Source organism: Pantoea sp. Ap-870 (assembly GCF_011752515.1).
In the GTDB taxonomy this organism is placed as follows: domain Bacteria; phylum Pseudomonadota; class Gammaproteobacteria; order Enterobacterales; family Enterobacteriaceae; genus Pantoea; species Pantoea dispersa.
In genome coordinates, this window is the sequence record NZ_VWXG01000006.1 from 211,082 (window position 1) to 235,589 (window position 24,508).

The 24,508-nt window shown below is 57.1% G+C and carries 21 protein-coding genes and 1 pseudogene; 8 read left to right on the forward strand and 14 right to left on the reverse strand.

Features of this window, described 5'->3' with window-relative positions:
• Positions 1-6 precede the first annotated feature (6 nt).
• From nuoH to F3J41_RS16105, 7 genes and pseudogenes are all read right to left on the reverse strand, one after another.
• Complete coding sequence (gene nuoH, locus F3J41_RS16075) at positions 7-984, reverse strand: NADH-quinone oxidoreductase subunit NuoH (protein WP_021509219.1); 978 nt, start codon at positions 982-984, stop codon at positions 7-9.
• Positions 981-3,704: an NADH-quinone oxidoreductase subunit NuoG gene (nuoG, locus tag F3J41_RS16080; RefSeq protein ID WP_021509218.1), complete on the reverse strand. Its 2,724-nt coding sequence runs from the start codon at positions 3,702-3,704 to the stop codon at positions 981-983. Before nuoG ends, nuoH begins: the two co-directional genes overlap by 4 nt.
• A gap of 100 nt (positions 3,705-3,804) precedes the next feature.
• Positions 3,805-5,145 carry an NADH-quinone oxidoreductase subunit NuoF gene (gene nuoF, locus F3J41_RS16085; protein WP_349844522.1) on the reverse strand — a complete coding sequence of 447 codons (1,341 nt, stop codon included), beginning with the start codon at positions 5,143-5,145 and terminating at the stop codon, positions 3,805-3,807.
• 2 nt (positions 5,146-5,147) lie between these two features.
• A pseudogene (nuoE, locus tag F3J41_RS16090) lies at positions 5,148-5,691 on the reverse strand (NADH-quinone oxidoreductase subunit NuoE).
• Positions 5,666-7,465, reverse strand: coding sequence for an NADH-quinone oxidoreductase subunit C/D (nuoC, locus tag F3J41_RS16095; RefSeq protein WP_031280036.1), 1,800 nt, complete (start codon positions 7,463-7,465; stop codon positions 5,666-5,668). Before nuoC ends, nuoE begins: the two are co-directional and overlap by 26 nt.
• A 116-nt stretch (positions 7,466-7,581) precedes the next feature.
• A complete protein-coding gene (locus F3J41_RS16100; protein WP_021509214.1) occupies positions 7,582-8,259 on the reverse strand; it encodes an NADH-quinone oxidoreductase subunit B family protein in 678 nt (225 codons plus the stop codon).
• A gap of 15 nt (positions 8,260-8,274) precedes the next feature.
• Positions 8,275-8,718 (reverse strand): NADH-quinone oxidoreductase subunit A, encoded by a 444-nt coding sequence (locus F3J41_RS16105; protein ID WP_136545532.1) that lies wholly within the window; start codon positions 8,716-8,718, stop codon positions 8,275-8,277.
• Positions 8,719-9,195: 477 nt separating this feature from the next.
• Here F3J41_RS16105 and F3J41_RS23595 point away from each other — a divergent pair, with 477 nt between their 5' ends.
• On the forward strand, positions 9,196-9,330 hold the full coding sequence (locus tag F3J41_RS23595) for a hypothetical protein (RefSeq protein ID WP_021509212.1): 135 nt from the start codon (positions 9,196-9,198) through the stop codon (positions 9,328-9,330).
• Positions 9,331-9,378: 48 nt separating this feature from the next.
• On the opposite strand, the gene lrhA is transcribed toward F3J41_RS23595, so the two are convergent.
• Positions 9,379-10,302: a transcriptional regulator LrhA gene (lrhA, locus tag F3J41_RS16110; RefSeq protein ID WP_021509211.1), complete on the reverse strand. Its 924-nt coding sequence runs from the start codon at positions 10,300-10,302 to the stop codon at positions 9,379-9,381.
• 965 nt (positions 10,303-11,267) lie between these two features.
• Here lrhA and F3J41_RS16115 point away from each other — a divergent pair.
• The gene (locus tag F3J41_RS16115; RefSeq protein WP_021509208.1) at positions 11,268-12,485 is read left to right on the forward strand and encodes a pyridoxal phosphate-dependent aminotransferase; all 1,218 of its coding nucleotides are present in this window, start codon (positions 11,268-11,270) and stop codon (positions 12,483-12,485) included.
• Between the two features lie 70 nt (positions 12,486-12,555).
• On the forward strand, positions 12,556-13,155 hold the full coding sequence (yfbR, locus tag F3J41_RS16120) for a 5'-deoxynucleotidase (RefSeq protein WP_021509207.1): 600 nt from the start codon (positions 12,556-12,558) through the stop codon (positions 13,153-13,155).
• 25 nt (positions 13,156-13,180) lie between these two features.
• On the opposite strand, the gene F3J41_RS16125 is transcribed toward yfbR, so the two are convergent.
• The 3 genes from F3J41_RS16125 to yfbV all read right to left on the reverse strand — a co-directional run bounded on the left by F3J41_RS16125 (position 13,181) and on the right by yfbV (position 14,952).
• Positions 13,181-13,840, reverse strand: a complete 660-nt coding sequence (locus F3J41_RS16125; protein WP_058780303.1) for a sugar phosphatase — start codon at positions 13,838-13,840, stop codon at positions 13,181-13,183.
• A gap of 14 nt (positions 13,841-13,854) precedes the next feature.
• Positions 13,855-14,349 carry a YfbU family protein gene (locus tag F3J41_RS16130; RefSeq protein WP_021509205.1) on the reverse strand — a complete coding sequence of 165 codons (495 nt, stop codon included), beginning with the start codon at positions 14,347-14,349 and terminating at the stop codon, positions 13,855-13,857.
• A gap of 150 nt (positions 14,350-14,499) precedes the next feature.
• Positions 14,500-14,952: a terminus macrodomain insulation protein YfbV gene (yfbV, locus tag F3J41_RS16135; protein WP_021509204.1), complete on the reverse strand. Its 453-nt coding sequence runs from the start codon at positions 14,950-14,952 to the stop codon at positions 14,500-14,502.
• Between the two features lie 339 nt (positions 14,953-15,291).
• On the opposite strand from yfbV, the gene ackA reads away from it, so the two are divergent.
• From ackA to F3J41_RS16150, 3 genes are all read left to right on the forward strand, one after another.
• Positions 15,292-16,494, forward strand: coding sequence for an acetate kinase (gene ackA / locus F3J41_RS16140; protein WP_021509203.1), 1,203 nt, complete (start codon positions 15,292-15,294; stop codon positions 16,492-16,494).
• Positions 16,495-16,563: 69 nt separating this feature from the next.
• Complete coding sequence (gene pta, locus F3J41_RS16145) at positions 16,564-18,708, forward strand: phosphate acetyltransferase (protein ID WP_176428128.1); 2,145 nt, start codon at positions 16,564-16,566, stop codon at positions 18,706-18,708.
• A 146-nt stretch (positions 18,709-18,854) separates the two neighbouring features.
• Complete coding sequence (locus F3J41_RS16150) at positions 18,855-20,114, forward strand: 4-aminobutyrate--2-oxoglutarate transaminase (RefSeq protein WP_166711759.1); 1,260 nt, start codon at positions 18,855-18,857, stop codon at positions 20,112-20,114.
• Between the two features lie 45 nt (positions 20,115-20,159).
• Here F3J41_RS16150 and yfcD read toward each other — a convergent pair whose 3' ends face one another.
• Complete coding sequence (gene yfcD, locus F3J41_RS16155) at positions 20,160-20,705, reverse strand: NUDIX hydrolase YfcD (protein ID WP_021509200.1); 546 nt, start codon at positions 20,703-20,705, stop codon at positions 20,160-20,162.
• Between the two features lie 105 nt (positions 20,706-20,810).
• Positions 20,811-21,452 carry a glutathione transferase gene (yfcF, locus tag F3J41_RS16160; RefSeq protein WP_166711761.1) on the reverse strand — a complete coding sequence of 214 codons (642 nt, stop codon included), beginning with the start codon at positions 21,450-21,452 and terminating at the stop codon, positions 20,811-20,813.
• 204 nt (positions 21,453-21,656) lie between these two features.
• On the opposite strand from yfcF, the gene F3J41_RS16165 reads away from it, so the two are divergent.
• The gene (locus tag F3J41_RS16165) at positions 21,657-22,553 is read left to right on the forward strand and encodes a TIGR01777 family oxidoreductase (protein WP_166711762.1); all 897 of its coding nucleotides are present in this window, start codon (positions 21,657-21,659) and stop codon (positions 22,551-22,553) included.
• Positions 22,554-22,570: 17 nt separating this feature from the next.
• Here F3J41_RS16165 and F3J41_RS16170 read toward each other — a convergent pair whose 3' ends face one another.
• The gene (locus F3J41_RS16170) at positions 22,571-23,458 is read right to left on the reverse strand and encodes a LysR substrate-binding domain-containing protein (protein WP_166711764.1); all 888 of its coding nucleotides are present in this window, start codon (positions 23,456-23,458) and stop codon (positions 22,571-22,573) included.
• Between the two features lie 172 nt (positions 23,459-23,630).
• On the opposite strand from F3J41_RS16170, the gene F3J41_RS16175 reads away from it, so the two are divergent.
• On the forward strand, positions 23,631-24,500 hold the full coding sequence (locus F3J41_RS16175; RefSeq protein WP_166711766.1) for an MBL fold metallo-hydrolase: 870 nt from the start codon (positions 23,631-23,633) through the stop codon (positions 24,498-24,500).
• The last annotated feature ends 8 nt before the right edge of the window (positions 24,501-24,508 follow it).

The window sequence follows — 24,508 nt, forward strand, 5'->3', positions numbered from 1 at the left end:
AACCCCTTACTGCGCGTTGTACAGAATCACTGCGGCAGTGGCCAGCAGGTTCAATAACGTCAACGGCAGACATACTTTCCAGCCGAACGACAGCACCTGGTCATAGCGTGGACGCGGCAGCGCAGCACGAATCAGGATAAACATCACCATAAAGAACGCCGTTTTCAGGGCGAACCAGATGAACGGCGGCAGGAACGGACCGTGCCAGCCACCGAAGAACAGGGTGACGATCAGCGCCGATACGGTAGTAATGGCCACGTACTCACCGACAAAGAACAGGCCGAACTTCATCCCGGCATATTCGATGTGGTAACCGTCGGCCAGTTCCTGCTCCGCTTCCGGCTGGTCAAACGGATGACGGTGGCATACCGCGACGCCGGCAATACAGAAGGTCACGAAGCCAAAGAACTGCGGGATGATGTTCCACAGGTGCGTCTGGCTCTCGACGATGGCGTTCAGGTTAAAGGAACCCGCCTGCGCCACCACGCCCATCAGCGACAGGCCGAGGAACACTTCGTAGCTCAGGGTCTGCGCGGAGGCACGCATTGCACCGAGCAGCGAGTATTTGTTGTTACTCGACCAGCCCGCGAACAGTACGGCGTATACCGCCAGACCCGCCATCATCAGGAAGAACAGCAGACCGATATTCAGGTCGGTGACCATCCAGCTCGGCGAAACCGGCACAATCGCAAACGCCAGCAGCAGCGAAACGAAGGCGATGACCGGTGCCAGGGTAAAGATGAAGCGATCGGTAAACGGCGGAACCCAGTCCTCTTTAAAGAACATTTTGATCATGTCCGCCGCCAGCTGCAGCGAGCCGCCCCAGCCTACGCGGTTTGGTCCATAACGGTTCTGCCACAGGCCGAGCAGACGACGCTCGGCAAAGCTCATGAAGGCACCACAGGCCACCACCACCAGCAGGATGACAATGGCTTTCACCACCTGCAGGATGATGTCAATAACGTCCGGTGTCAGCCAGCTCATTGCGCTGCCTCCTGCAGTTTGTCAATTTGCGCACCCGCGAGGAACGGCGGTACACCCGGCATGCCGAGCGGCAGACCCACCTGCCCCGCCTGCAGTGCCGCAGAGAAGCGCACCGGCAGACGCAGCGTTTCACCGGCGCAAACCAGCTCCACGGATGCACCATTGTTAACCCCCAGCTTCTCAGCATCTGCCGGGTTGATCACCAGCGTGGCCGGTGCCATACGTTTCTGGAAGGTTGGCGAACGCTGAGTCATCTCTTCACTACCAAACAGCTGATAGTAAGGAGCCACGCGATACTGGCTGCCGCCCACGAAGCGTGCCGGAACCTGGCTGAACCAGTCCAGTGCACTTTCGCTGGCTTCAAACAGACGCACGCCCGGATCGCCATGACGCAGTTTACCGCCCACTTCCGCCTGGAACTTGTTCCACGCCTGCGGTGAGTTCCAGCCTGGTGCCCAGGCAAAAGGAATCTGCGAACGCGGTGCCGACGGCTGGTTGTTACCTTCCATGGAGAAGGCAAACATGGTGTCTTTATCCTGCGGCTGACGCGGTTCGTGCACGCTGATGTTGGCGCGCGCGGCGGTACGGCCACTGGCACGATGCGGTGAACGCGCCAGTTTCTGGCCACGAATACGGAAGCTGGCGTCCGGCGCCGCGTCCTTAATCCCTTTCAGCTGCGGCAGCGCCACAATCGCGGCATCAATCACGTGATCGAGCTGCGTCCAGTCAATCTGGCGGCTCTCGACGGCGCTGTGCAGCGAATGCAGCCAGCGCCAGCTCTCCAGCATCACCACGCTATCGTCGTAGTAGGCCGGATCGTAAACCTGGAAGAAGCGCTGGGCGCGACCTTCATGGTTGATGGAGGTGCCATCGCTCTCAGCAAAGCTGGCGGTGGAGAGTACCAGACCGGCTTTCTCCAGCGTGGCCGTGCGTTGATGATCAACCACAATCACGTGCGCGGTGTTGTGCAGTGCCGCATCGACGGTGGCTTTCGGCGCGTGACGGTAGAGATCGTTCTCCAGCACCACCAGCGCTTCCGCTTCGCCTTTATCCAGCTGCTCCAGCGCGCTGTCCAGCGACTGGCCGCCCATCAGGCCGAGACCAAAGCTGTTGGCCGCGCCGGCGAGGAAGGTAATACCCACGTCGGCACCGCGCGCTTTCAGCGCTTTAGCCACGTTGGCTGCCGCTTCAATCATTGCCGTGCTGCCTGAGTGGGTGCCGGAAATGATCAGCGGTTTTTTCGCGCCGGCCAGCGCCTGAACCACCACGTCCAGCTTGCCGTTTAGGCTGCTGTCAAAGTCGCTAACCGCCGGTGCGCTGTCATCCAGCGCGTGCGCGATGGCGAAGCCCAGGCGTGCCTGATCTTCCACCGGTGCGCGATAGCTCCACGCGGCAATATCATCGAGACGGGTTTCATCAACGTTAGTGACAAACAGCGGATGTTTGGCGTGCTGACCAATGTTGAGGATGGCGGCGATCTGCCAGTCCGCAACTTTCTGAGCGGCGGCCATTTCGCGAGCTTTGCCTTTAACGGCCTGACGCACCGACAGCGCCACGCGGGCACCGACCTGAGTCAGATCTTCACCCAGCACCAGCACGGCGTCATAGCTTTCAATTTCACGCAGCGATGGCGTGTAGATGCCGCCCTGCTGCAGCACTTTCAGCATCAGCTCAACCCGCGCCTGCTCAGCTGCCGGCATACCGGTTGAGAAGTTTTCTGCGCCCACCAGTTCGCGCAGCGCGAAGTTGCTTTCAATACTGGCGCGTGGTGAACCGATACCGATCACCTTCTTCGCCTGACGCAGGATATCCGCGGCGGCATTAACCGCCTGTTCTGCGTTCAACGTGATACGGTCAGTGCCGCGCAGCTGTTCCGGATGACGCGGACGATCTTTACGGTTCACGTAGCCATAGCCGAAACGGCCACGGTCGCACAGGAAGTAGTGGTTCACCGATCCGTTGTAGCGGTTTTCGATACGACGCAGCTCGCCATAGCGCTCGCCCGGGCTGGTGTTACAACCCACGCTGCACTGCTGGCAGATGCTGGGCGCAAACTGCATATCCCACTTACGGTTATAGCGTTCAGAGTGGGTTTTATCGGTGAACACGCCGGTCGGGCAGATTTCTACCAGGTTACCGGAGAATTCGCTCTCCAGCGTGCCATCTTCCGGACGTCCAAAGTAGACGTTGTCATGCGCGCCGTACACGCCAAGATCTTTGCCATCGGCGTAATCTTTGTAGTAGCGCACGCAGCGGTAACAGGCGATACAGCGGTTCATCTCATGCGAGATAAACGGCCCGAGATCCTGATTCTGATGGGTACGCTTGGTAAAACGGTAGCGACGGAAGCTGTGTCCCGTCATTACCGTCATATCCTGCAGGTGACAGTTACCGCCCTCTTCGCACACCGGACAGTCGTGCGGGTGGTTGGTCATCAGCCACTCCACCACGCTTTCACGAAACTCTTTCGCTTCGCCATCGTCGATGGAGATAAAGGTGCCGTCAGACGCAGGCGTCATGCAGGACATGACGAGGCGACCACGGGTATCTTCGGCATTCTGGAATTGCTTCACCGCGCACTGGCGGCAGGCTCCCACGCTTCCCAGCGCCGGATGCCAGCAAAAATAAGGAATATCAAGGCCCAGAGACAGACACGCCTGCAGCAGGTTGTCCGCTCCGTTCACATCATATTCTTTACCGTCTACATGGATTGTAGCCATAGTGAACATGCTTCCGTAAGGCTCGTCCGCAGACGAGCGTTAAACATCTAATTCCTGCCCCGCAGCCTCAGGCCCGGGCGATTCCGTGTACGACGGCGGCTTACCAGCGCGCTTTCAGCAGGTTAGGCTGAATCCCGCCAATCGCGCGGGTATTGCCAAACACCTGCGGCGCAATGCCAGCTTCAAACTCGTCACGGAAATATTTAATCGCGCTCTGCAGTGGCTCAACGGCACCCGGTGCGTGGGCGCAGAACGTCTTGCCCGGACCGAGCTGGCGGCACAGCTGCAGCAGGGTTTCGATATCCCCCGGCTGGCCTTTTTTCTGCTCCAGCGCACGCAGGATCTTCACGCTCCACGGCAGACCGTCACGGCACGGCGTACACCAGCCGCACGACTCGCGCGCAAAGAACTCTTCGAGGTTGCGTACCAGCGACACCATATTGATTTCGTGGTCGACCGCCATCGCCAGCGCGGTACCCAGACGGCTGCCGGCTTTGCCGATGCTGGCAAATTCCATCGGCAGGTCGAGGTGCTGCTCGGTCAGGAAGTCGGTACCGGCTCCGCCCGGCTGCCAGGCTTTGAACTTCAGGCCATCGCGCATTCCGCCGGCATAATCCTCGAGGATTTCACGCGCGGTGGTACCAAACGGCAGCTCCCACACGCCCGGATTTTTCACCCGACCGGAGAAGCCCATCATCTTGGTGCCTGTGTCTTCGCTGCTGGAGATGTTTTTGTACCACTCCACGCCATTCAGGAAGATCGCCGGGACGTTGGACAGCGTCTCAACGTTGTTAACGCAGGTCGGTTTGCCCCAGACGCCGGCACTGGCCGGGAACGGCGGCTTGGAACGCGGGTTAGCGCGGCGCCCTTCCAGCGAGTTGATCAGCGCGGTCTCTTCGCCGCAGATATAGCGGCCCGCACCGGTGTGAACAAACAGCTCGAAATCGAAGCCGGTACCAAGAATGTTTTTACCGAGATAGCCCGCGGCAGTGGCTTCGGCGATGGCACGACGCAGATTTTCCGCTGCTTCGATGTATTCACCGCGCAGGAAGATGTAGCCACGGTAGGCTTTCAGCGCAAACGCACTGATCAGCATGCCTTCCACCAGCTGGTGCGGCAACTGCTCCATCAGCAGGCGGTCTTTATAAGTGCCAGGTTCCATCTCATCGGCGTTACACAGCAGGTAACGGATGTTCATGGATTCATCTTTGGGCATCAGGCTCCATTTCAGGCCGGTGCTGAAGCCCGCACCGCCGCGCCCTTTCAGGCCGGAATCCTTCACTGCAGCGACGATCTCGTCCTGGCTCATGCCCTTCAGCGCTTTATCGGCGCCAACGTAGCCGTTTTTACTGCGGTATTCATCGAACCATACTGGCTGTTTGTCTTCACGCAGACGCCAGGTCAGCGGATGGGTTTCCGCAGTACGAATGATCTGTTTAATGGTCATTGATACTGCTCCAGCAGGTTGGCGATGCCTTCCGGCGTCAGGTGAACGTGGGTATCTTCATCCACCATCATGGTCGGGCCTTTGTCACAGTTGCCGAGGCAGCAGGTTGGCAGCAGCGTAAAGCGGCCATCCGGCGTAGTTTGTCCCGGCTTAATGTTCAGGTTCTGCTCCAGCGCCGCCTGAATGCCCTGGTAACCGGTGATGTGGCACACCACGCTGTCGCAGTAGCGGATCACGTGGCGGCCAACCGGCGTACGGTAGATCTGGCTGTAAAACGTCGCCACACCTTCTACGTCGCTGGCCGGAATGCCCAGCACCTCAGCAATCGCGTTGATGGCACCGTCCGGCACCCAGCCGCGCTGCTTCTGCACGATCTTCAGCGCTTCAATCGACGCCGCGCGCGCATCTTCGTAGTGATGTTTTTCATGCTCAATAGCGTGGTGCTCGGCCTCGCTCAGCACAAAGACCTCAGTCGGGTCGATGGTTTGAATGGCAATTTTTTGATCGTGCATAATTAGCGGTCCACGTCTGACATAACAAAATCGATACTACCGAGGTACACGATCAGGTCGGATACCAGGCTGCCGCGGATCACCGAAGGGATCTGCTGCAGATGCGGGAAGCTCGGCGTACGCACGCGGGTGCGGTAGCTCATGGTGCTGCCATCGCTGGTCAGGTAGTAGCTGTTGATCCCTTTCGTCGCTTCAATCATCTGGAACGATTCGTTGGCCGGCATTACCGGGCCCCACGAAACCTGCAGGAAGTGCGTAATCAGGGTTTCAATGTGCTGCAACGTGCGCTCTTTCGGTGGCGGCGTGGTCAGCGGATGATCGGCCTTGAACGGGCCTTCCGGCATGTTCTTCAGGCACTGCTCAAGGATACGCAGCGACTGCCACATCTCTTCCATCTTCAGCTGCACGCGGGTGTAAGCGTCGCTGATACCGGCGCCGACCGGCACTTCGAAGTCGAAGTTTTCATAGCCGGAGTAGGGACGCCATTTACGCACGTCGAAGTCCAGACCGGTAGCGCGCAGACCGGCACCGGTGGTGCCCCACGCCAGCGCTTCGTCCATGTTATAGGCGGCCACACCCTGCGAACGGCCCATCAGCACGGTGTTGCGCAACGCAGCTTTGTCGTACTCTTTCAGACGCTTCGGCATCCAGTCGAGGAACTCGCGCAGCAGACGTTCCCAGCCTTTCGGCAGATCGTGCGCCACACCGCCGATGCGGAACCACGCCGGGTGCATACGGAAACCGGTGATCGCTTCCACCACGTCATAGATTTTCTGACGGTCGGTAAAGGCAAAGAACACCGGCGTCATGGCACCGACGTCCTGAATAAAGGTGGAGATGTACAGCAGGTGGCTGTTGATACGGAACAGCTCTGACAGCATCACGCGAATCACATTCACGCGATCCGGTACGGTGATGCCCGCCAGCTTTTCCACCGCCAGCACGTAAGGCATTTCGTTTACGCAACCGCCGAGGTACTCGATACGGTCGGTATACGGAATATAGCTGTGCCACGACTGACGCTCGCCCATCTTCTCCGCGCCGCGATGGTGGTAACCCACGTCCGGCACGCAGTCGACGATCTCTTCGCCATCCAGCTGCAGAATGATGCGGAACGCACCGTGCGCTGAAGGGTGGTTCGGACCGAGGTTGAGGAACATGAAGTCCTCATTGGTGGTGCCACGCTTCATGCCCCAGTCTTCCGGCTTGAAGGTCAGTGACTCCATCTCCAGATCTTCTTTCTGCTTAGTCAGCGTGAAAGGATCGAACTCGGTGGCGCGCGCCGGGTAGTCTTTACGCAGCGGGTGCCCTTCCCAGGTCTGCGGCATCATGATGCGCGTCAGGTGCGGGTGGCCGTTGAAGGTGATACCAAACATCTCCCAGGTTTCGCGCTCATACCAGTTGGCGTTAGCGAAAATTTTGGTGATGGTGGGCACATTCAGATCGTTTTCAGACAGCGCCACCTTGAGCATGATGTCGCGGTTGCGTTCAATCGACAGCAGGTGATAGAAAACGGAAAAATCCGCGGCGGGCAGACCGGCGCGGTGGGTACGTAAACGCTCATCGAAACCGTGCAGGTCATAGAGCATGACGTACGGCTTCGGCAGCTTACGCAGGAATTCAATGATTTCCAGTAGCTGTTCACGCTTCACCCAAACGACCGGAATGCCGGTGCGGGTGGCCTGAACGGTAAAGGCATCCGGCCCAAAACGGTTACGCAGCTCGCCGATCACCGGATCATCCAGGTGATCCCGGGTTTGCCATGCAGGCTGAGCGAGATCTTGCGTGGTTAAATCTGTCATACGTTACTCACCATTCCGGCCTGTAATCAGGCACTCAAAAGAAGGCGTCAGGATGGCGGCACACACTACGTTGTCATTATCTGCTGCGGCCGTGGCTCCATCCGTGTACGGGGTGCTTAAACTTCGTCTGGGGTTCTCAGGTTGGTGACGGCAATACGCTCACCACGCTTTCTTTCACGCTCAGACTGCATATTGGCGCGATACACGCCCTGATCGCCAACCACCCACGAGAGTGGACGACGTTCTTTGCCGATGGACTCACGCAGCAGCAGCAGCGCCTGCATGTAAGCTTCCGGACGTGGCGGACAACCCGGGATATACACATCAACCGGCAGGAATTTATCCACACCCTGCACCACCGAATAGATGTCATACATGCCGCCGGAATTGGCGCAGGCCCCCATCGAAATCACCCATTTTGGTTCCAGCATCTGGTCATACAAACGCTGAATCACCGGCGCCATTTTGGTAAACGGCGTACCGGCGATCACCATAAAGTCAGCCTGACGTGGCGAGGCGCGCATTACTTCTGCACCGAAACGCGCCACATCATGTACTGCGGTGAATGACGTGGTCATTTCCACGTAGCAACAGGAAAGGCCGAAGTTATACGGCCAGAGAGAGTTTTTACGACCCCAGTTCACCATGTCATGCAGGGCGTGCTCGAGCTTGCCCATATAGACGCTGCGATGAACGTGCTGCTCCAGAGGATCGGTAACAATCTCCTGTTTCTGCAGGGGATAACGGTCGTTATCGCCCCCGTTCGGGTCTACGCGTGTCAGCGTGTAGTCCATCTTATTGCCTCGCTTTTACTGCTTATGAGGGTTGGTGTGACTGTGGCTGACCGGGCTCGATTTAACGACTACGCGACGACGCGCAGGCGCCCAATCCAGCGCACCGATGCGCACCAGATAAACCAGGCCTGCCAGGAGCACCAAAATGAAAATTGCGGCTTCGACAAAGCCGACCCAGCCGCTTTCGCGAATGGAGGTCGACCATGCGTATAGATAGAGGGCTTCGACGTCGAAAATGACGAAAAACATCGCAACCAGATAGAATTTTGCCGAGAGGCGGATATGGGTATCACCGACGGATTCGATACCGGATTCAAACGGCGTGTCTTTGTGGCGCGCGCGTGCACGTCCACCTAACAACCAGCCACCGGTTAACATAAAGGCACACAGGCCAAACGCGATAACAATGAAAATAATAAACGCCCAGTGATGAGCGATGACTTCTGTGGTTGTTGACATACTCTTTGCTTACTCATCAAAAGTGGCGATGGCATCCTGCACTGTCGCAGCAAACACACCACATCGATTCAAGGGAAGGATAAAAAACCTTATAAACTTTGCTGTCTTTATCAATTAAGCAGCAATTTTATGGGGTTTTTTACTCCTTTCTATAACCTTTTGTCAACTTTGACAAAAGTATCCAAACATTAATTTACACCCGCATCATATTATTAACATATGCACCCCTGAGCGCCAGCTAAATCGCTTCAGTTTGTACGGTTAATTTCAGTGTAGCGGGTATTCACATGCATGGATCGTGCATTTAACAATCATAGTTTGACAGGTCTTGCGCGGATTTCCCCCCCCTTATCGGGGGTATTTTTTTGATCCAGAACACATATTGACGTTTTTTGCTGGAAAAACCGGCAGGCGGTCCGACGAAAGACGGAGATAAAGTTGGCACGAAATGATAAATAAATTCCGCGCAGGATGAAAATGAAACACATTTCACTTTTCAGGAAGTTAGTGAAATTATCAGGTGCAAATCGTGCTAAAAAAGCGGAAATAACCGCCATAAAAAAAGCCTTAGCTGATTTTCATCAGGCTAAGGCTCTTTTCTCTAACTTTTAACAATTATCTGGCATGCCGGTTGTGACGGATTACCAGTAACGGTCAACCTTACTCTTCATCATCCAGCAGCAGCGTACCGTCCGGATTCGCGCTCAGATTGTAAGGATCGTTAGTGGACTGCATCGCGTTGAAGATGGCCAGTGCCAGCTCATTATCGCTGTCCGGATTACGGCACAGCAAATATTGCGTATCCGGCAGCACCGGCAGGCCTTCTGCCGCCCCCATCACGCGCAGCTCCGGGCTCATCATTTCAACCGGACGCGCGGTGACACCCAGCCCCGCTTTTACCGCCGCACGTACCGCCGCCAGCGTGGAAGCCACGTAGGAGATACGCCACGGGATACCCGCTTCGTTGAGATGATCGATCGCCATGTCACGGTACGGGCTTGGCTCGTCCAGCAGCACCAGCGGAATGGCTTCACCGCGCTGGAAAATATAGTCTGCCGCGCAGTACCACAGCGTTGGCGAGGTGCGCAGCACCTGGTAGGTGAAGTTACCCGGACTGGAGGTGGTCACCACCAAATCCACTTCGCCCTGGTTCAGCATCTCCATCATAAACGGATTACGCTTCACGCGGACGTCGATTGCCAGTTTCGGATACACTGACGTTACGCGGTTAAGCAGAAACGGCAGAATGGTATCAGAGGTATCGTCAGACGCGCCAATCGTCAGCACGCCCTGGATATTGCTGTACATTAAAGAAGTGCAGGCTTCATCGTTGAAACGCAGGATCTTCCTGGCGTAGCCAAGCAGCTGAATGCCATGCTCAGTCAGCAATTTGTTACGTCCATGTCTGGCAAACAGCTCTTTACCTACCAATTGTTCCAGACGTTGCATCTGCTGGCTTACGGCTGATTGCGTTCTGCATACTGCTGCAGCGGCGGCAGCAAAAGTATTCAGGTCAGCAACGGCGACAAAAGTACGCAGCAGATCGAGGTCGAGATTCAGTATCGGACGATTTGCATTAGTCATGTTATTTCTTCACTTATAAGATTTTTTGAAACTTCTACCCTGGTGTATTACCATACTTATCAAAGAGATAAGTGGTAATGGTGCTTAATGATCGCCCTGTGTGAAGGCGCTCATGAAAAAATCGAGTCAGGCGGATGCCGACGAACACATCACCGCAAAACGGGCAATGGCGTCGTAAAAGTCAGAACAACTTCCTGGGCCAGGGACGTCAGTAGAACGTTGCTGGAAGCTGTGTAGTTGCCTGGTTTCCCGCCAAACTGTCCTGCGGGGCAAAAAGGAATAACATCTTGTTATGCTGATGCGAAGCGATAAAGTGCATCAAATAATAAATTATACTTAATCATTTTTACGCTATAAATGGAAATGTTTTTGTTCAAAACATCGTAATTTTTGACCAAAAGCCATTTCCGGCACATCCTGCCACAACGCTGCTGATTTTTTAACCCGCCTGGTTCTTAAACTGAATGATAAGCGTTAAAGTGACAGCGTAAATGCTATTTAAGCCGCTGCCACGCGGTTTTATCCCCGGCTGACGGGGCCTGGTTTCAACCGCTTCGCAAAGCAAATAACCATCGTCATCGCCTCATGCCAGATAGTGCTTAATCATTGCTGCACATTTTTTCGGCATCTAACAAGATTCCTTTAACTATTTCATCAAGTCGCTAACCATTCCTCAGACCGCAGTTAAATGAAAAATTGCTGAATGGCGCGGCGCGCGGCTGGATATCCCGGTTTACAGGCGACCCGATCAGGGCAAGCATTTAATGTTGATTCCTGCCATTTTAATAGATAATTAAACCAGTTTTAATAGTTAAAAATGCGTTTCGCGCCACTGAATCCGGCAAAGCCTGGCTATCGCGCCAAAACCCAGCGCTGCCCTTCTTTTGTTACGGTGAGAGGAGTAAATTGAGCAGGTTTGATTTTAGTGGCAGGTTAAAAGGACTCTGCCCATTAAGGCGGTAACGATGAATTTTCAAATTGATAAATCCGGCAAGCTGGAAAATGTCTGTTACGACATTCGTGGCCCGGTACTGAAAGAAGCTAAACGTCTCGAAGAAGAAGGCAACAAAGTTCTCAAACTCAACATCGGCAACCCTGCCCCGTTTGGTTTTGAAGCCCCTGATGAAATCCTGGTAGACGTGATTCGTAACCTGCCGAGCGCGCAAGGCTATTGCGACTCGAAAGGTCTCTATTCAGCACGTAAAGCCATCATGCAGCACTACCAGGCGCGCGACATGCGCGACGTTACGGTAGAAGATATCTATATTGGCAACGGTGTGTCTGAACTGATCGTGCAGGCGATGCAGGCGCTGCTGAACAGCGGCGATGAGATGCTGGTGCCCGCGCCAGATTATCCGCTGTGGACGGCGGCGGTTTCGCTGTCGAGCGGCAAAGCGGTGCACTATCTGTGCGACGAATCCGCGGGCTGGTTCCCGGATCTGGATGATATCCGCAGCAAAATCACACCGCGTACCCGCGGGATCGTGATCATCAACCCCAACAACCCGACCGGTGCGGTGTACAGCAAAGAGCTGCTGCTGGAGATCGTGGAGATCGCCCGCCAGCATAACCTGATCATCTTCGCCGACGAGATCTACGACAAGATTCTGTATGACGAAGCCCAGCATCATTCGATTGCCGCGCTGGCACCGGATCTGCTGACCGTGACCTTCAACGGGCTGTCCAAAACCTACCGCGTGGCGGGTTTCCGCCAGGGCTGGATGGTGCTGAACGGACCGAAGAAGCACGCCAAAGGCTATATCGAAGGTCTGGAGATGCTGGCCTCGATGCGTCTGTGCGCTAACGTGCCAGCGCAGCATGCCATTCAGACTGCGCTGGGCGGCTATCAAAGCATCAGCGAGTTTATCGCGCCGGGTGGACGGCTGTTCGAGCAGCGCCAGCGCGCCTGGGAACTGATCAACGATATTCCCGGCGTCAGCTGCGTGAAGCCGCAGGGCGCGCTCTATATGTTCCCGCGCATTGATGCGAAGAAATTCAACATCATGGACGACCAGAAAATGGTGCTGGATTTCCTGCTGCAGGAAAAAGTGCTGCTGGTGCAGGGCACTGCCTTTAACTGGCCGTGGCCGGATCACGTGCGCATCGTTACCCTGCCGCGCGTGGACGACCTCGAGATGGCCATCAACAAGTTTGGTCGCTTCCTGCAAGGCTATCGCCAGTAATCTGTGACGCGTATACTGTTTGACTTTCGGGGAGCCGCACAAGCTCCCCGCCGTGCAACAGGAACCGTCCATGACCCGTAGCCACTTTTTCGCCCACCTCTCCCGCCTGAAACTCATCAACCGCTGGCCGCTGATGCGCAATGTGCGCACGGAAAATGTCTCCGAGCACAGTCTGCAGGTCGCCATGGTGGCGCATGCGCTGGCCATCATTAAAAACAAAAAATTTAACGGCAATCTGAATGCCGATCGCATCGCCATGCTGGCGCTGTATCACGATGCCAGCGAAGTGCTGACCGGCGATTTGCCCACGCCGGTAAAGTACTACAACGCGCAGATTGCCCATGAATACAAGAAGATTGAAAAGATTGCGCAGCACAAGCTGATTGAGATGCTGCCGCCTGAGTTGCAGGACGCATATCGTCCGCTGCTGGATGAGCACCTGCATAGCGAGAGCGAGCAGGCGGTGGTAAAACAGGCTGATGCGCTGTGCGCCTACCTCAAGTGCCTTGAAGAACTATCGGCCGGCAACAACGAGTTTCTGCTGGCCAAAGCCCGTCTGGAGAAGACGCTGGCGCAGCGGCGATCGCCGGAGATGGATTACTTCGTTGAAGTCTTCATCCCCAGCTTCAGCCTGTCGCTGGATGAAATTTCCCAGGATACGCCGCTGTAACCTGCGCCGCTCAGCGTGGGCTGTTTCAGGCGCGGAGCGTCACGCTGAAGTAACCGTCCAGCTGTTTACTGATGTGCAGCGGCTGCAGATTTTCCACCTGCAGCGCCACTTCACTCAGGCGTGGCGCATCGGCCGGCGGATTGACCGCCACCACCGCGCTGCCCGCTTCCAGCCCGGCGATAATGCCCGCCGGTGCATCTTCCACCACCACGCATTCTGGCGCAGAAAGCCCGAGCCGCTCAGCGCCCAGCAAATAAGGTTCAGGATTGGGCTTACCGAATTTAATGTCCTCGGCGGTAATAAACACCTCCGGCAGCGGTAAACCGGCCGCTTTGTGACGGGCATGCGCCACCGGGATCGATCCCGAAGTCACAATCGCCCAGGGAATGTCGAGTGCGTTCAGGGTGGTCAGCAACGCGTGTGCACCGGCAATCGCCTGCACGCCTGCCGTGTCTTCTGCTTCCAGCTGCTCCAGCCAGCGAAATTCGGCCTGGATCGCTGCTTCAGACTGGCCCGCCATAAAGTGGCGCAGCGAGTTGATCGCCGGTTTGCCGTGAATGTAGTCCAGCACCTGCTGCGCAGCCAGGCCGTGGCGTGCGCCCCAGCTTGACCAGGCGCGATTCACGGCCGGCAGTGAATCCACCAGCGTCCCGTCTAAATCAAACAGAAAACCCCTGTACTTCACACGTTGCTCCTTATTCAGGCATTGAGGATTTGCGCGATCTCATTCTCGCTGAGGTGATACTGACGCGGACAAGTGTGCCACACCGCCAGCATGCGTTGGTATTTTTCCCACATCGGGGTTTGCGCATTGAAGCCGTGGGTGCCGGAATCGAAATGGGTATAGCGCCCTTCCACGTTAACCATAAAGCGTACGTAGCCGAGGTAACGCGCTTCGGTGGCCGCGTCGAAGCCGAGAAACGCCAGGCGACGCTCTTCAATGTTGCACGGCGCCTTGTGATTGGACCAGGAAACATGCAGCGCATGATGCATTTCCATAATGTCGATCAGCGTACGGCAGGTCGCCTCGCTCAGCTCGCCGAACTCTTTGTCCAGCTCGCGCAATTGCAGTCCATAGCCGCGTTCAATAATGGTCTGATAGCGGCGATAGCGCTCGGCGTTATCCGGCTCAAGCATCGCCATCATCTGGTATTGATTAGAAAGAATCAGTCGCTGTGCATGGGTCATTTCCATGGTTTACTCCCGGGCCGCAGGGCCGCTTAAGATTTAAACAATGCAGAAATGATTACACAACGAAAGCGATGCGTGTATGTCCGCATCACTATTCTTTGATTTGAACCGGGATTGGGCGCAAATTCTCTGGCAGAGAAAAGCGCCATTTGATCAAAGATCGTCGAGGAAAGTACGGTCGAGCTGCTTAAAAGCACGCTTGAGCACATCCGCCAGCGCCTGGTAAGTCGGCTTGCCGTCGACGGGGGCAATGGCCTGTCCGGCCTCTTCCAGTTTGGCGCGCACTTCGTGGAACCAGTGCAGCAGCGTTGGCGGCAGCGGCGTGACGGAACGTTTACCCAGCCACCATAATCCCTGCATCGGCAGGCTACAGGCAAACAGCGCGGTGGCAATCGCCGGACCGAGCTGCCCGCCGAGCGCGATTTGCCACGTCAGCGTAAAAATGGCCAGCGGTGGCATAAAGCGAATCGCAAAGCGGGTTGCCGTCACCACACGGTTCTCAGGAAACACCGGCGCCAGACGTTTGTCGGCGGGCCAGGTTTTCATGTAGTGCTGGCCGCGCTGAAATAAGCCGAACCAGCCTGGATTGCCTGCGTCATTCGCCATGGTAGACCTCAACTATTACTGCAACATTTAAAAAAATTTTATAACTACACAACTTTACGTGACATCCTTCAAAAGATTTTGTCTTTGCGGGTCACAGTGGGTATTCTGACGCCGTTTTTGCAACATTACCGGAAGCCGCAGCTCAATAAAAGAGCGCGCTGGAGCCATGTTTCGCTTCGTGGATTTCAAAAATCTGCGTAAAATTACCGAAATTTTTTGCGTGTCGTTTCTTTTTTGACTAGCGCATGATGTTAATCATTAATCTACCAGCTTTCATAGGCTACGCTGTTAGTCTGATTGCGTTATTTTTAGCCACTATTTAACAAAATAGGTACTTCCATGTCGACGAAGTTAGTACTGGTCCTCAACTGCGGCAGCTCCTCTCTTAAGTTTGCCATTCTCAATCCAGCCAGCGGTGACGAATACCTTTCCGGTCTGGCGGAGTGTTTCCACCTGCCGGAAGCGCGCATCAAGTGGAAACTGGACGGCAGCAAACAGGAAGCCCCGCTCGGCGCGGGCGCAGCGCACAGCGAAGCGCTGAACTTCATCGTTAAAACTATTCTGGCACAAAAACCAGAGCTTTCGGCACAAATCGCTGCAATCGGCCATCGTATCGTTCACGGCGGCGAGCAGCTGACGCAATCGGTGGTGATTGACGAGTCCGTCATTCAGGGCATCAAAGACGCGTCGTCCTTCGCGCCACTGCACAATCCGGCGCACCTGATCGGTATCGACGAAGCCATGAAAAACTTCCCGCACCTGTCGGATAAAAATGTCGCCGTTTTCGACACCGCCTTCCATCAGACTATGCCGGAAGAGTCCTATCTCTATGCCCTGCCGTACAACCTGTATAAAGAGCACGGCGTGCGCCGCTACGGCGCGCACGGCACCAGTCACTACTATGTGACGCAGGAAGCCGCCAAAATGCTGAACAAGCCGGTCAGCGAGCTGAACATCATCACCTGCCATCTCGGCAACGGCGGTTCTGTGGCGGCCATCCGTAACGGCCAGTGCGTAGATACCTCAATGGGTCTGACGCCGCTGGAAGGTCTGGTGATGGGCACCCGCAGCGGTGACATCGATCCGGCTATCGTCTTCTTCCTGCACGATACGCTGGGCATGAGCGTGGATGCGATCAACAAACTGCTGACCAAAGAGTCCGGCCTGCTCGGCCTGACCGAAGTCACCAGCGACTGCCGTTACGTGGAAGATAACTACGCCACCAAAGACGATGCCAAACGTGCGATGGATGTGTTCTGTCACCGCCTGGCGAAGTACATCGGCAGCTACACCGCACTGATGGAAGGCCGTCTGGATGCGGTGGTGTTTACCGGCGGTATCGGTGAAAACGCGGCGATGGTGCGTGAGCTGGCGCTGGACAAACTGGGTCTGCTTGGCTTCGAGGTTGACCACGAGCGCAACCTGGCTGCACGCTTCGGCAAGTCCGGCTTCATCAATAAAGAAGGTACCCGCCCGGCGGTGGTGATTCCAACCAATGAAGAGTGGGTCATCGCCCAGGACGCCGCGCGCCTCACCGCGTAATGTTTCTCTCCGTCAGCTTCGGCTGACGGTGTTGTTTTTGACACCCTGTAACACCGCGAGGTTTCTATAGTGTCACGTACAATTATGCTTATTCCTACCGGCACCAGCGTCGGCCTGACCAGCGTCAGCCTTGGCGTGATTCGTGCCATGGAGCGCAAAGGCGTGCGCCTGAGCGTGTTCAAACCGATCGCCCAGCCGCGCGCTGGCGGCGATGCGCCAGACCAGACCACCACCATCATTCGCAAAAACTCCGCTATTCCGGCCGCGGTTCCGCTGCCAATGTCTCGCGTTGAGTCGCTGCTGGGTTCTAACCAGCAGGATGTGCTGATGGAAGAGATCATCGCCAACTACCACGCCAACGCCAAAGATGCGGAAGTGGTGCTGGTGGAAGGCCTGGTTCCGACGCGCAAACATCAGTTTGCCTCGGCGCTGAACTATGAAATTGCCAAAACGCTGAACGCGGAGATCGTCTTCGTCATGTCGCTGGGTAACGACTCACCGGCACAGCTGAAAGAGCGCATCGAACTGACGCAGAGCAGCTTCGGCGGCAGCAAAAACAAAAACATCACCGGCGTCATCATCAACAAACTCAACGCGCCAGTGGATGAGCAGGGCCGTACCCGTCCGGATCTGTCAGAAATTTTCGACGACTCCTCGAAAGCCAGTATCGCCAACATCGATCCTAAGCAACTGTTCGCCAACAGCCCGCTGCCGGTGCTGGGCTGCGTGCCGTGGAGCTTTGATCTGATCGCGACGCGCGCCATTGATATGTGCCGCCATCTCAACGCGGAGATCATCAACGAAGGTGAAATCCACACGCGTCGCGTCAAATCCGTAACCTTCTGCGCGCGCAGCATCCCGCATATGCTGGAGCACTTCCGTCCGGGCTCGCTACTGGTGACCTCAGCCGACCGTCCTGACGTGCTGGTGGCGGCCTGTCTGGCGGCGATGAACGGCATCGAAATTGGTGCGGTGCTGCTGACCGGCGGCTATCAGATTGAAGCGCCGATTGCCCGTCTGTGCGAACGCGCCTTCCAGACCGGCCTGCCGGTGTTCATGGTAAAAACCAACACCTGGCAAACCTCGCTCAGCCTGCAGAGCTTTAACCTGGAAGTGCCGGCTGACGACACGCAGCGCATCGAAAAAGTGCAGGAGTATGTGGCCGGCTTTATCAATGCTGACTGGGTTGAATCACTGACCGCCACATCCGAACGCAGCCGTCGTCTGTCACCGCCGGCATTCCGCTATCAGCTCACCGAACTGGCGCGTAAAGCCGGCAAGCGCATCGTCCTGCCGGAAGGCGACGAACCGCGTACCGTTAAAGCGGCGGCGATTTGTGCCGAGCGCGGCATCGCCACCTGTGTGCTGCTGGGCAATCCGGATGAGATTCAGCGCGTGGCCGCAGCGCAGGGCGTTGAGCTCGGTAAAGGCATTGAAATTGTCGATCCGCAGGTGGTGCGTGACAACTACGTGCCGCGCCTGGTTGAGCTGCGTAAGAGCAAAGGCATGACCGAAGTGGTCGCGCAGGAGCAGCTGGAAGATAACGTGGTGCTGGGCACCATGATGCTGGAAAGCGGCGAAGTTGACGGTCTGGTCTCGGGCGCGGTTCACACCACCGCCAATACCATTCGTCCGCCGTTGCAGCTGATCAAAACCGCGCCGAACAGCTCGCTGGTCTCCTCGGTATTCTTCATGCTGCTGCCAGAGCAGGTGCTGGTGTACGGCGACTGCGCCATCAACCCGGATCCTAATCCGGAGCAGCTGGCCGAGATCGCGATTCAGTCCGCCGACTCCGCTAAAGCCTTCGGCATCGATCCACGCGTAGCGATGATCTCCTACTCTACCGGTAACTCCGGTGCCGGTAGTGACGTAGAGAAAGTGCGTGAAGCAACGCGCATTGCGCAGGAAAAACGCCCGGATCTGGTGATTGATGGCCCGCTGCAGTACGACGCCGCAATCATGGAAGACGTCGCCAAGTCTAAAGCACCGAACTCAGCGGTGGCCGGACGTGCGACGGTATTTATCTTCCCGGATCTCAACACCGGTAACACCACTTACAAAGCGGTGCAGCGTTCTGCCGACCTGATCTCCATCGGGCCGATGCTGCAGGGCATGCGCAAACCGGTTAACGACCTGTCACGCGGTGCGCTGGTCGATGATATTGTCTACACCATTGCGCTGACGGCGATTCAGTCGCAGCAGGCTGAAGGCTAATCCCCTTCCCCGCTCCGCATCAGCACGCCCGCCCGGGCGTGCTTTTTTTTATCCTGCGCCACAACCCTGCCCGTATAAACGCACTGGCAAAATCCCGCCTGCGCGCTAACACTGATTACACTCTCCCGCGACTTACGAGGTCAGCAATGAGCAACAGTGATGTGCACAGCCGTCGGTTACAGGCCACGCCGCGAGGCGTGGGCGTGATGTGTGATTTCTTTGCGGCGAAAGCCGAAAACGCCACGCTGTGGGACCAGCAGGGGCGGGAATATATTGATTTCGCCGCCGGCATTGCGGTGCTCAATACCGGACACCGGCATCCCAAAGTGCTGGCGGCGGTACAGCAGCAGCTGACGTGCTTCACCCATACCGCGTTTCAAATCGTGCCCTATGAGAACTACATTCACCTTGCGGAGCGTCTGAATGCGCTGGTGCCGATTGAAGGCGCCGTGAAAACCACCTTCTTCTCTACCGGCGCCGAGGCGGTTGAGAACGCGGTGAAAATCACGCGCGCAGCCACCGGCCGCCCGGGGATTATCGCCTTCAGCGGCGCGTTCCACGGTCGCACCAATATGACCATGGCGCTGACCGGCAAAGTGCTGCCTTACAAAACCGGCTTCGGCCCGTTTGCCAGCCCGGTGTTTCACGCGCGCTACCCCAATGCGCTGCATAACGTCAGCGTGCACGATGCGCTCGACAGTCTGGAGACGATTTTCCGCAGCGATATCGCGCCACAGCAGGTGGCGGCCATCATCTTTGAACCGGTTCAGGGCGAAGGCGGATTCTATGTCGCGCCGCCAGAGTTTGTGACGGCGCTGCGTCAGCTGTGCGATCGCCACGGCATCCTGCTGATCGCCGATGAAGTACAGAGCGGTTTTGCGCGCACCGGCAGGCTGTTTGCCAGCGAATATTATGAGGTGCAGCCGGATCTGATCACGCTGGCGAAAAGTCTGGCAGGCGGGTTTCCGCTGTCGGCGGTGAGCGGCCGGGCCGCGGTGATGGATGCACCGGAGCCGGGCGGTCTGGGCGGCACTTATGCTGGCCATCCGCCAGCAATTGCCGCCGCGCATGCGGTGCTGGATATTATCAGTGAAGAAAACCTGTGCGAGCGTGCGCAATGGCTCGGTACGCAGCTGGCAGAAGCGTTGAACGGCGCCGGCTGCCGTGCGCTGGCAGAGGTGCGCGGCTATGGCTCGATGATGGCGGCGGAGTTTCATGACGCCAGCGGCCGACCCTCAGCGGAGATCGCCAAAGCGATTCAGCAGCAGGCGCTGGCCGAAGGATTGATCCTGCTGACCTGCGGCGTGCACAGCAACGTGATCCGCTTTCTTTATCCGCTAACCATTCCGGACGCCCAGTTCAGTACGGCGCTGAACATTCTCACCCGCATTCTCAGCCAGCATTAAACACAAAAGGCACCCTTAGGGTGCCTTAATGCGGAAGCGCAGGAATCAGGCTTCGCTGCTTTGCTTACTGCGCACCGCGTCACTGTTGCGGCTCAGCCACAGCGACAGGGCTTTGAGTGAATCATCGGTGAATTCATCACATCGGGCGGTGATCTCTTCCGGCGTCATCCAGAACACTTCATCCACTTCCTCTTCCTGCATGGCAAACGGACCGTGCGACACGCAGCTGAACAGCCCACCCCATACGCGGCAGTGCTGATCTTCGAAGTAGAATTTGCCGTGCTCGGCGAACGGGACATCGGCGATGCCGAGCTCCTCTTCCGCTTCACGACGGGCGGATTCCAGCAGGTCTTCACCGCTTTGCACTACGCCACCCGCAGTGGCATCCAGCATACCCGGCATGAAATCTTTGCTCTCGGTACGGCGTTGCACCAGAATCTTGCCCATGCCGTCGTGCACTACAATATAGGTAGCGCGATGGCGCAGACATTGCGCACGCATCTGCGCACGGCTGGCCTGCGCAATCACTTCGTTTTCTTCGCTAACGATATCCACCCACTCGATACCGTCACCTGCCGTTTGATCCACCATCCGGTAACCCTTTCTCTGTTTTCGGCGTGCCCAGCACGCGCCTGTTTGCGATGCTTTATTAGAATGAGCGCTAAGGTAAAGCGTTCTTTTCGCCGCCGCAAGGTTTTAGCGTGCTTTACCCGACTCGGCCAGCCACAGCTGCACCGAGGCGCGCTGCCACTGGAATTCTGCATAGTGCTGCAGCTTCACCGGCAGCGGATCGCCGTGCAGCGCCAGCCGGTTAATCATCACCGCCAGGTCGGTGTCGGCAATCGACCACTCGCCAAACAGGTTCTGTTGGCCGTCCGGCAGCAGGCGCTGCACCGCGGTAATCAGTTTACTGGCGGCCTGTTCGCCAGCGGGCGTGAGCGGAGCAAAGCGTTCAGCAGCAAACAGCACTTCGGTAGGTCGCTCCGTGCGCAGCGCCAGTAAATCGCTGCGCAGCCATGCCTGCACTTCGCGCGCGTGAGCACGTTTTTCGCGATCGCGCGGATAGAGGCGCTCAAACTCCGGCGCCGGAAAACGCTCTTCGAGATATTCGGCGATGGCCGAGGATTCATTCAGGCTGACATCATCAATTTGCAGCGTGGGCACACGGCAGGTCAGCGACAGGCCGCGGTATTCATCGTCAAGCTGTGCATTGCGCGACAGGTCAACGCGCCTGACAGTAAAGGGAATGCCCTTCTCGGTAAGCGCAACATAAACTGACATGGCATACGGGCTAAAAAAACAGGAATCGGACCACAACGTAATGGCGGGATAGTTCATCAGCTGCCTCGGCTAAGCGTCAGGTGTGCATCATGTTTACCGATTTTTGCCGGCTAAGGCAATGGCGCGCTGGTCCGATGTTTTGCCGCAGGACCACGGCAAACTGGCGGTTTTTCATCATAAGCGTAAGCGCTGTCACGCCGCAGCGGCACTTCTCTTCTATGCTCAATTCAGAGCAGATAATTAATGACAGGGAGACTAAACATGCACCTGCTTATTACCGGCGGTACCGGCTTGATAGGTCGCCATTTAATTCCGCGCCTGCTGCAGCTGGGCCATCAGGTGAATGTGGTAACGCGTGACGTGGCGGCCGCGCGGGAAAAACTCGATGCGCGCGTGATGCTGTGGTCGGGCATTAACCAGCAGTCCGATCTCAATGCTATTGACGGCGTCATCAATCTGGCGGGAGAACCGATTGCCGACAAGCGCTGGACCGAGCAGCAGAAGCAGCGCCTGTGCGAAAGCCGCTGGCAAATCACTGAACAGATCGTCTCGCTGATCCACGCCAGCAGCAATCCGCCGCGCCTGTTGATTTCCGGCTCGGCCACCGGCTTTTATGGTGATACCGGCGATGTGGTGGTGACCGAGGACGATCCGGGCCACGAGGAGTTTACCCACACCCTGTGCGCCCGCTGGGAGCAGCTGGCGATGAAGGCGCAAAGCGAGCGCACCCGCGTGTGCCTGCTGCGCACCGGTGTGGTGCTGGCGCGCGAAGGTGGCGCGCTGAGCAAAATGAAGCTGCCGTTCAAACTTGGCGTCGGCGGACCGATTGGCAGCGGCAAACAGTACCTGCCGTGGATCCACGTGGACGACCTGGTCAACGCCATCCTGTGGTTGATCGATAACGATCAGTTGCAGGGCCCGTTTAACATGGTGGCGCCTTACGCGGTGCGCAACGAGCAGTTCGCCGCCACGCTGGGCCAGGTGATGCATCGTCCGGCCTTTATGCGCACCCCGGCCAGCGCCATCAAACTGATGATGGGAGAATCCGCCGTGCTGGTGCTGGGCGGGCAGCACGTGCTGCCGAAGCGGCTGGAGGAGTCCGGCTTTGGTTTCCGCTGGTACGATTTGCAGGAAGCGCTGCAGGATGTCGCCGGCTGACGCACCTCCGCTCAGGCTTACCGCGGCGCCACGGCGGGCGTGAGGCAAAGCTGCTGCAGAAAACGCGCCGTCAACGGTCGGGTATCCTGCCTGCGCCAGACGGCATACAGCACAATCTCCAGCGCCAGATCGGGTAGCGGCATCAGCACAACGTTATCCGGAACGATGCGCGCCAGGCTGTGCTGGATCAGGGTGAAACCCAGCCCGGCTTCGACACAGGCAAGCGCGGCCAGCGGACCATTCACTTCAAAACGAATATCCGGCTGAAAGCCGGCACGCTGGCAGGCTGCCAGCAATCGCGCCCGCGCGGCAGGGTTGAGATTTTCCTGGTCGGCAATCCACGCCCGGCCGTGCAAATCAGCCGCCAAGGGCGCGGTCAGCGCACTGGACGCCGGCATCGCCAGCAGCACCGGTTCGGTCGCGATCTTCTTATGCACAAAATCCGCGTCGACGTGCGGCAGCGTATGCACAATGGCAATATCGATCGCCCCCGCCTCTAACCGGGCAATTTGCTGTGCGGAACGTAACGCATGCAGCCGGACATCAATGCCCGCCCCCGGTGCCAGCCGCGCCAGCGCCGCGGGCAGCAGGCGCGAGTGAATAGCCGCCTCCACATATCCAATATCCAGCCGCCCAACGTCACCCTGCTGCAGATGCTGCGCATACTCTTTTAGCCGTTCGTGATGCTGCAAAAAGGGCGTCACCTCGGTGAGAAAGCGCTTACCCTCGTCCGTCAGGCGCAGACGTTTCTTTTCACGGTGAAACAGCACCATGCCCAGTTCGCTTTCCAGCTGCTGAATTTGCCGGCTAAGCGGAGACGGCGAAATATGTAACCGTTCCGCAGCCTGACCAATATGCTCCAGCGCCGCGACAGTGGCAAAGGCGCGCAAAATTTTTATGTCCATGACAATCCGGGTCTCAACTCTGTCAAAAATGACACTGGTCACCTTAACGGTGTTAGCGTCATTATCGCGCTGACAGCCACTGACGCAGCATTATCATCGCGCTAATCCGCCGCGAAAATTGCCGCGTTATTTTGTTTAACGTGAACGAATAAATTAGCGCACAGAGATCATTATGAGCCAGGCAATATTTTCATACACCACAGGGAAATATCAGGTCAGCGCCATCAGCGACGGCACTATGCAAGCCAGTCTGAGTTTATTAACGGATATTCACCACGACGATGCGGTCGAACTGCAACGTCAGGCAGGCATAGCACAGCCGGGCGACATCCATGTGTTTTGTTATCTGATTCGCGGTCAGGGACGCGTGATTCTGGTGGATACCGGGATGGGAAAACGCGATGCGCAGAGCGGCAAATTACTGCCTCATCTGCAGCTGGCCGGGGTGACGCCGGACGACATCGATACCCTGTTATTAACCCATGCGCACCCCGATCATATTGGCGGCTTGCTGGACAGCGCGGGTCAGCCGGTCTTTCGCCATGCCCGGCTCTGCCTCAGCCACAGCGAAGCCGCCTTCTGGCAGGATGATGCGGCGATCAGCCAGCTGAGTGAACGCGCGCAGTTAAACGCGGCGCTGGTGCGGCGCACGCTGCAGGCTTATAGCCCGCGGCTGCAGCTAATGGCGGATGAGGAGATCAGCCCGGGAATCCGTGCGCTGGCGTTGCCCGGTCATACCCCGGGGCATTGCGGGTTTCGCATTGATTCAGACGGCGAGCATTTATTGATCTGGGGTGATATTGTGCATTACCCGCCTGTTCAGCTGGCCTGCCCGCAGGTTTCCATTGCCTTCGATATCGATCCCGTCATGGCCAGAGAGACGCGCCAGCGTATTTTGCAGCAGGTGGCAGCGGAAAATACGGTGATTGCCGGCATGCATTTTGGCGCGTCTGGCTTTGCCAGAATCGTGGCGTTAGAGAACGGCGGTTATACGGCCAGCTATGTGTCAGCGTGTCACGATGGCGAAGCGGGTGAGCCATGACCGACTAA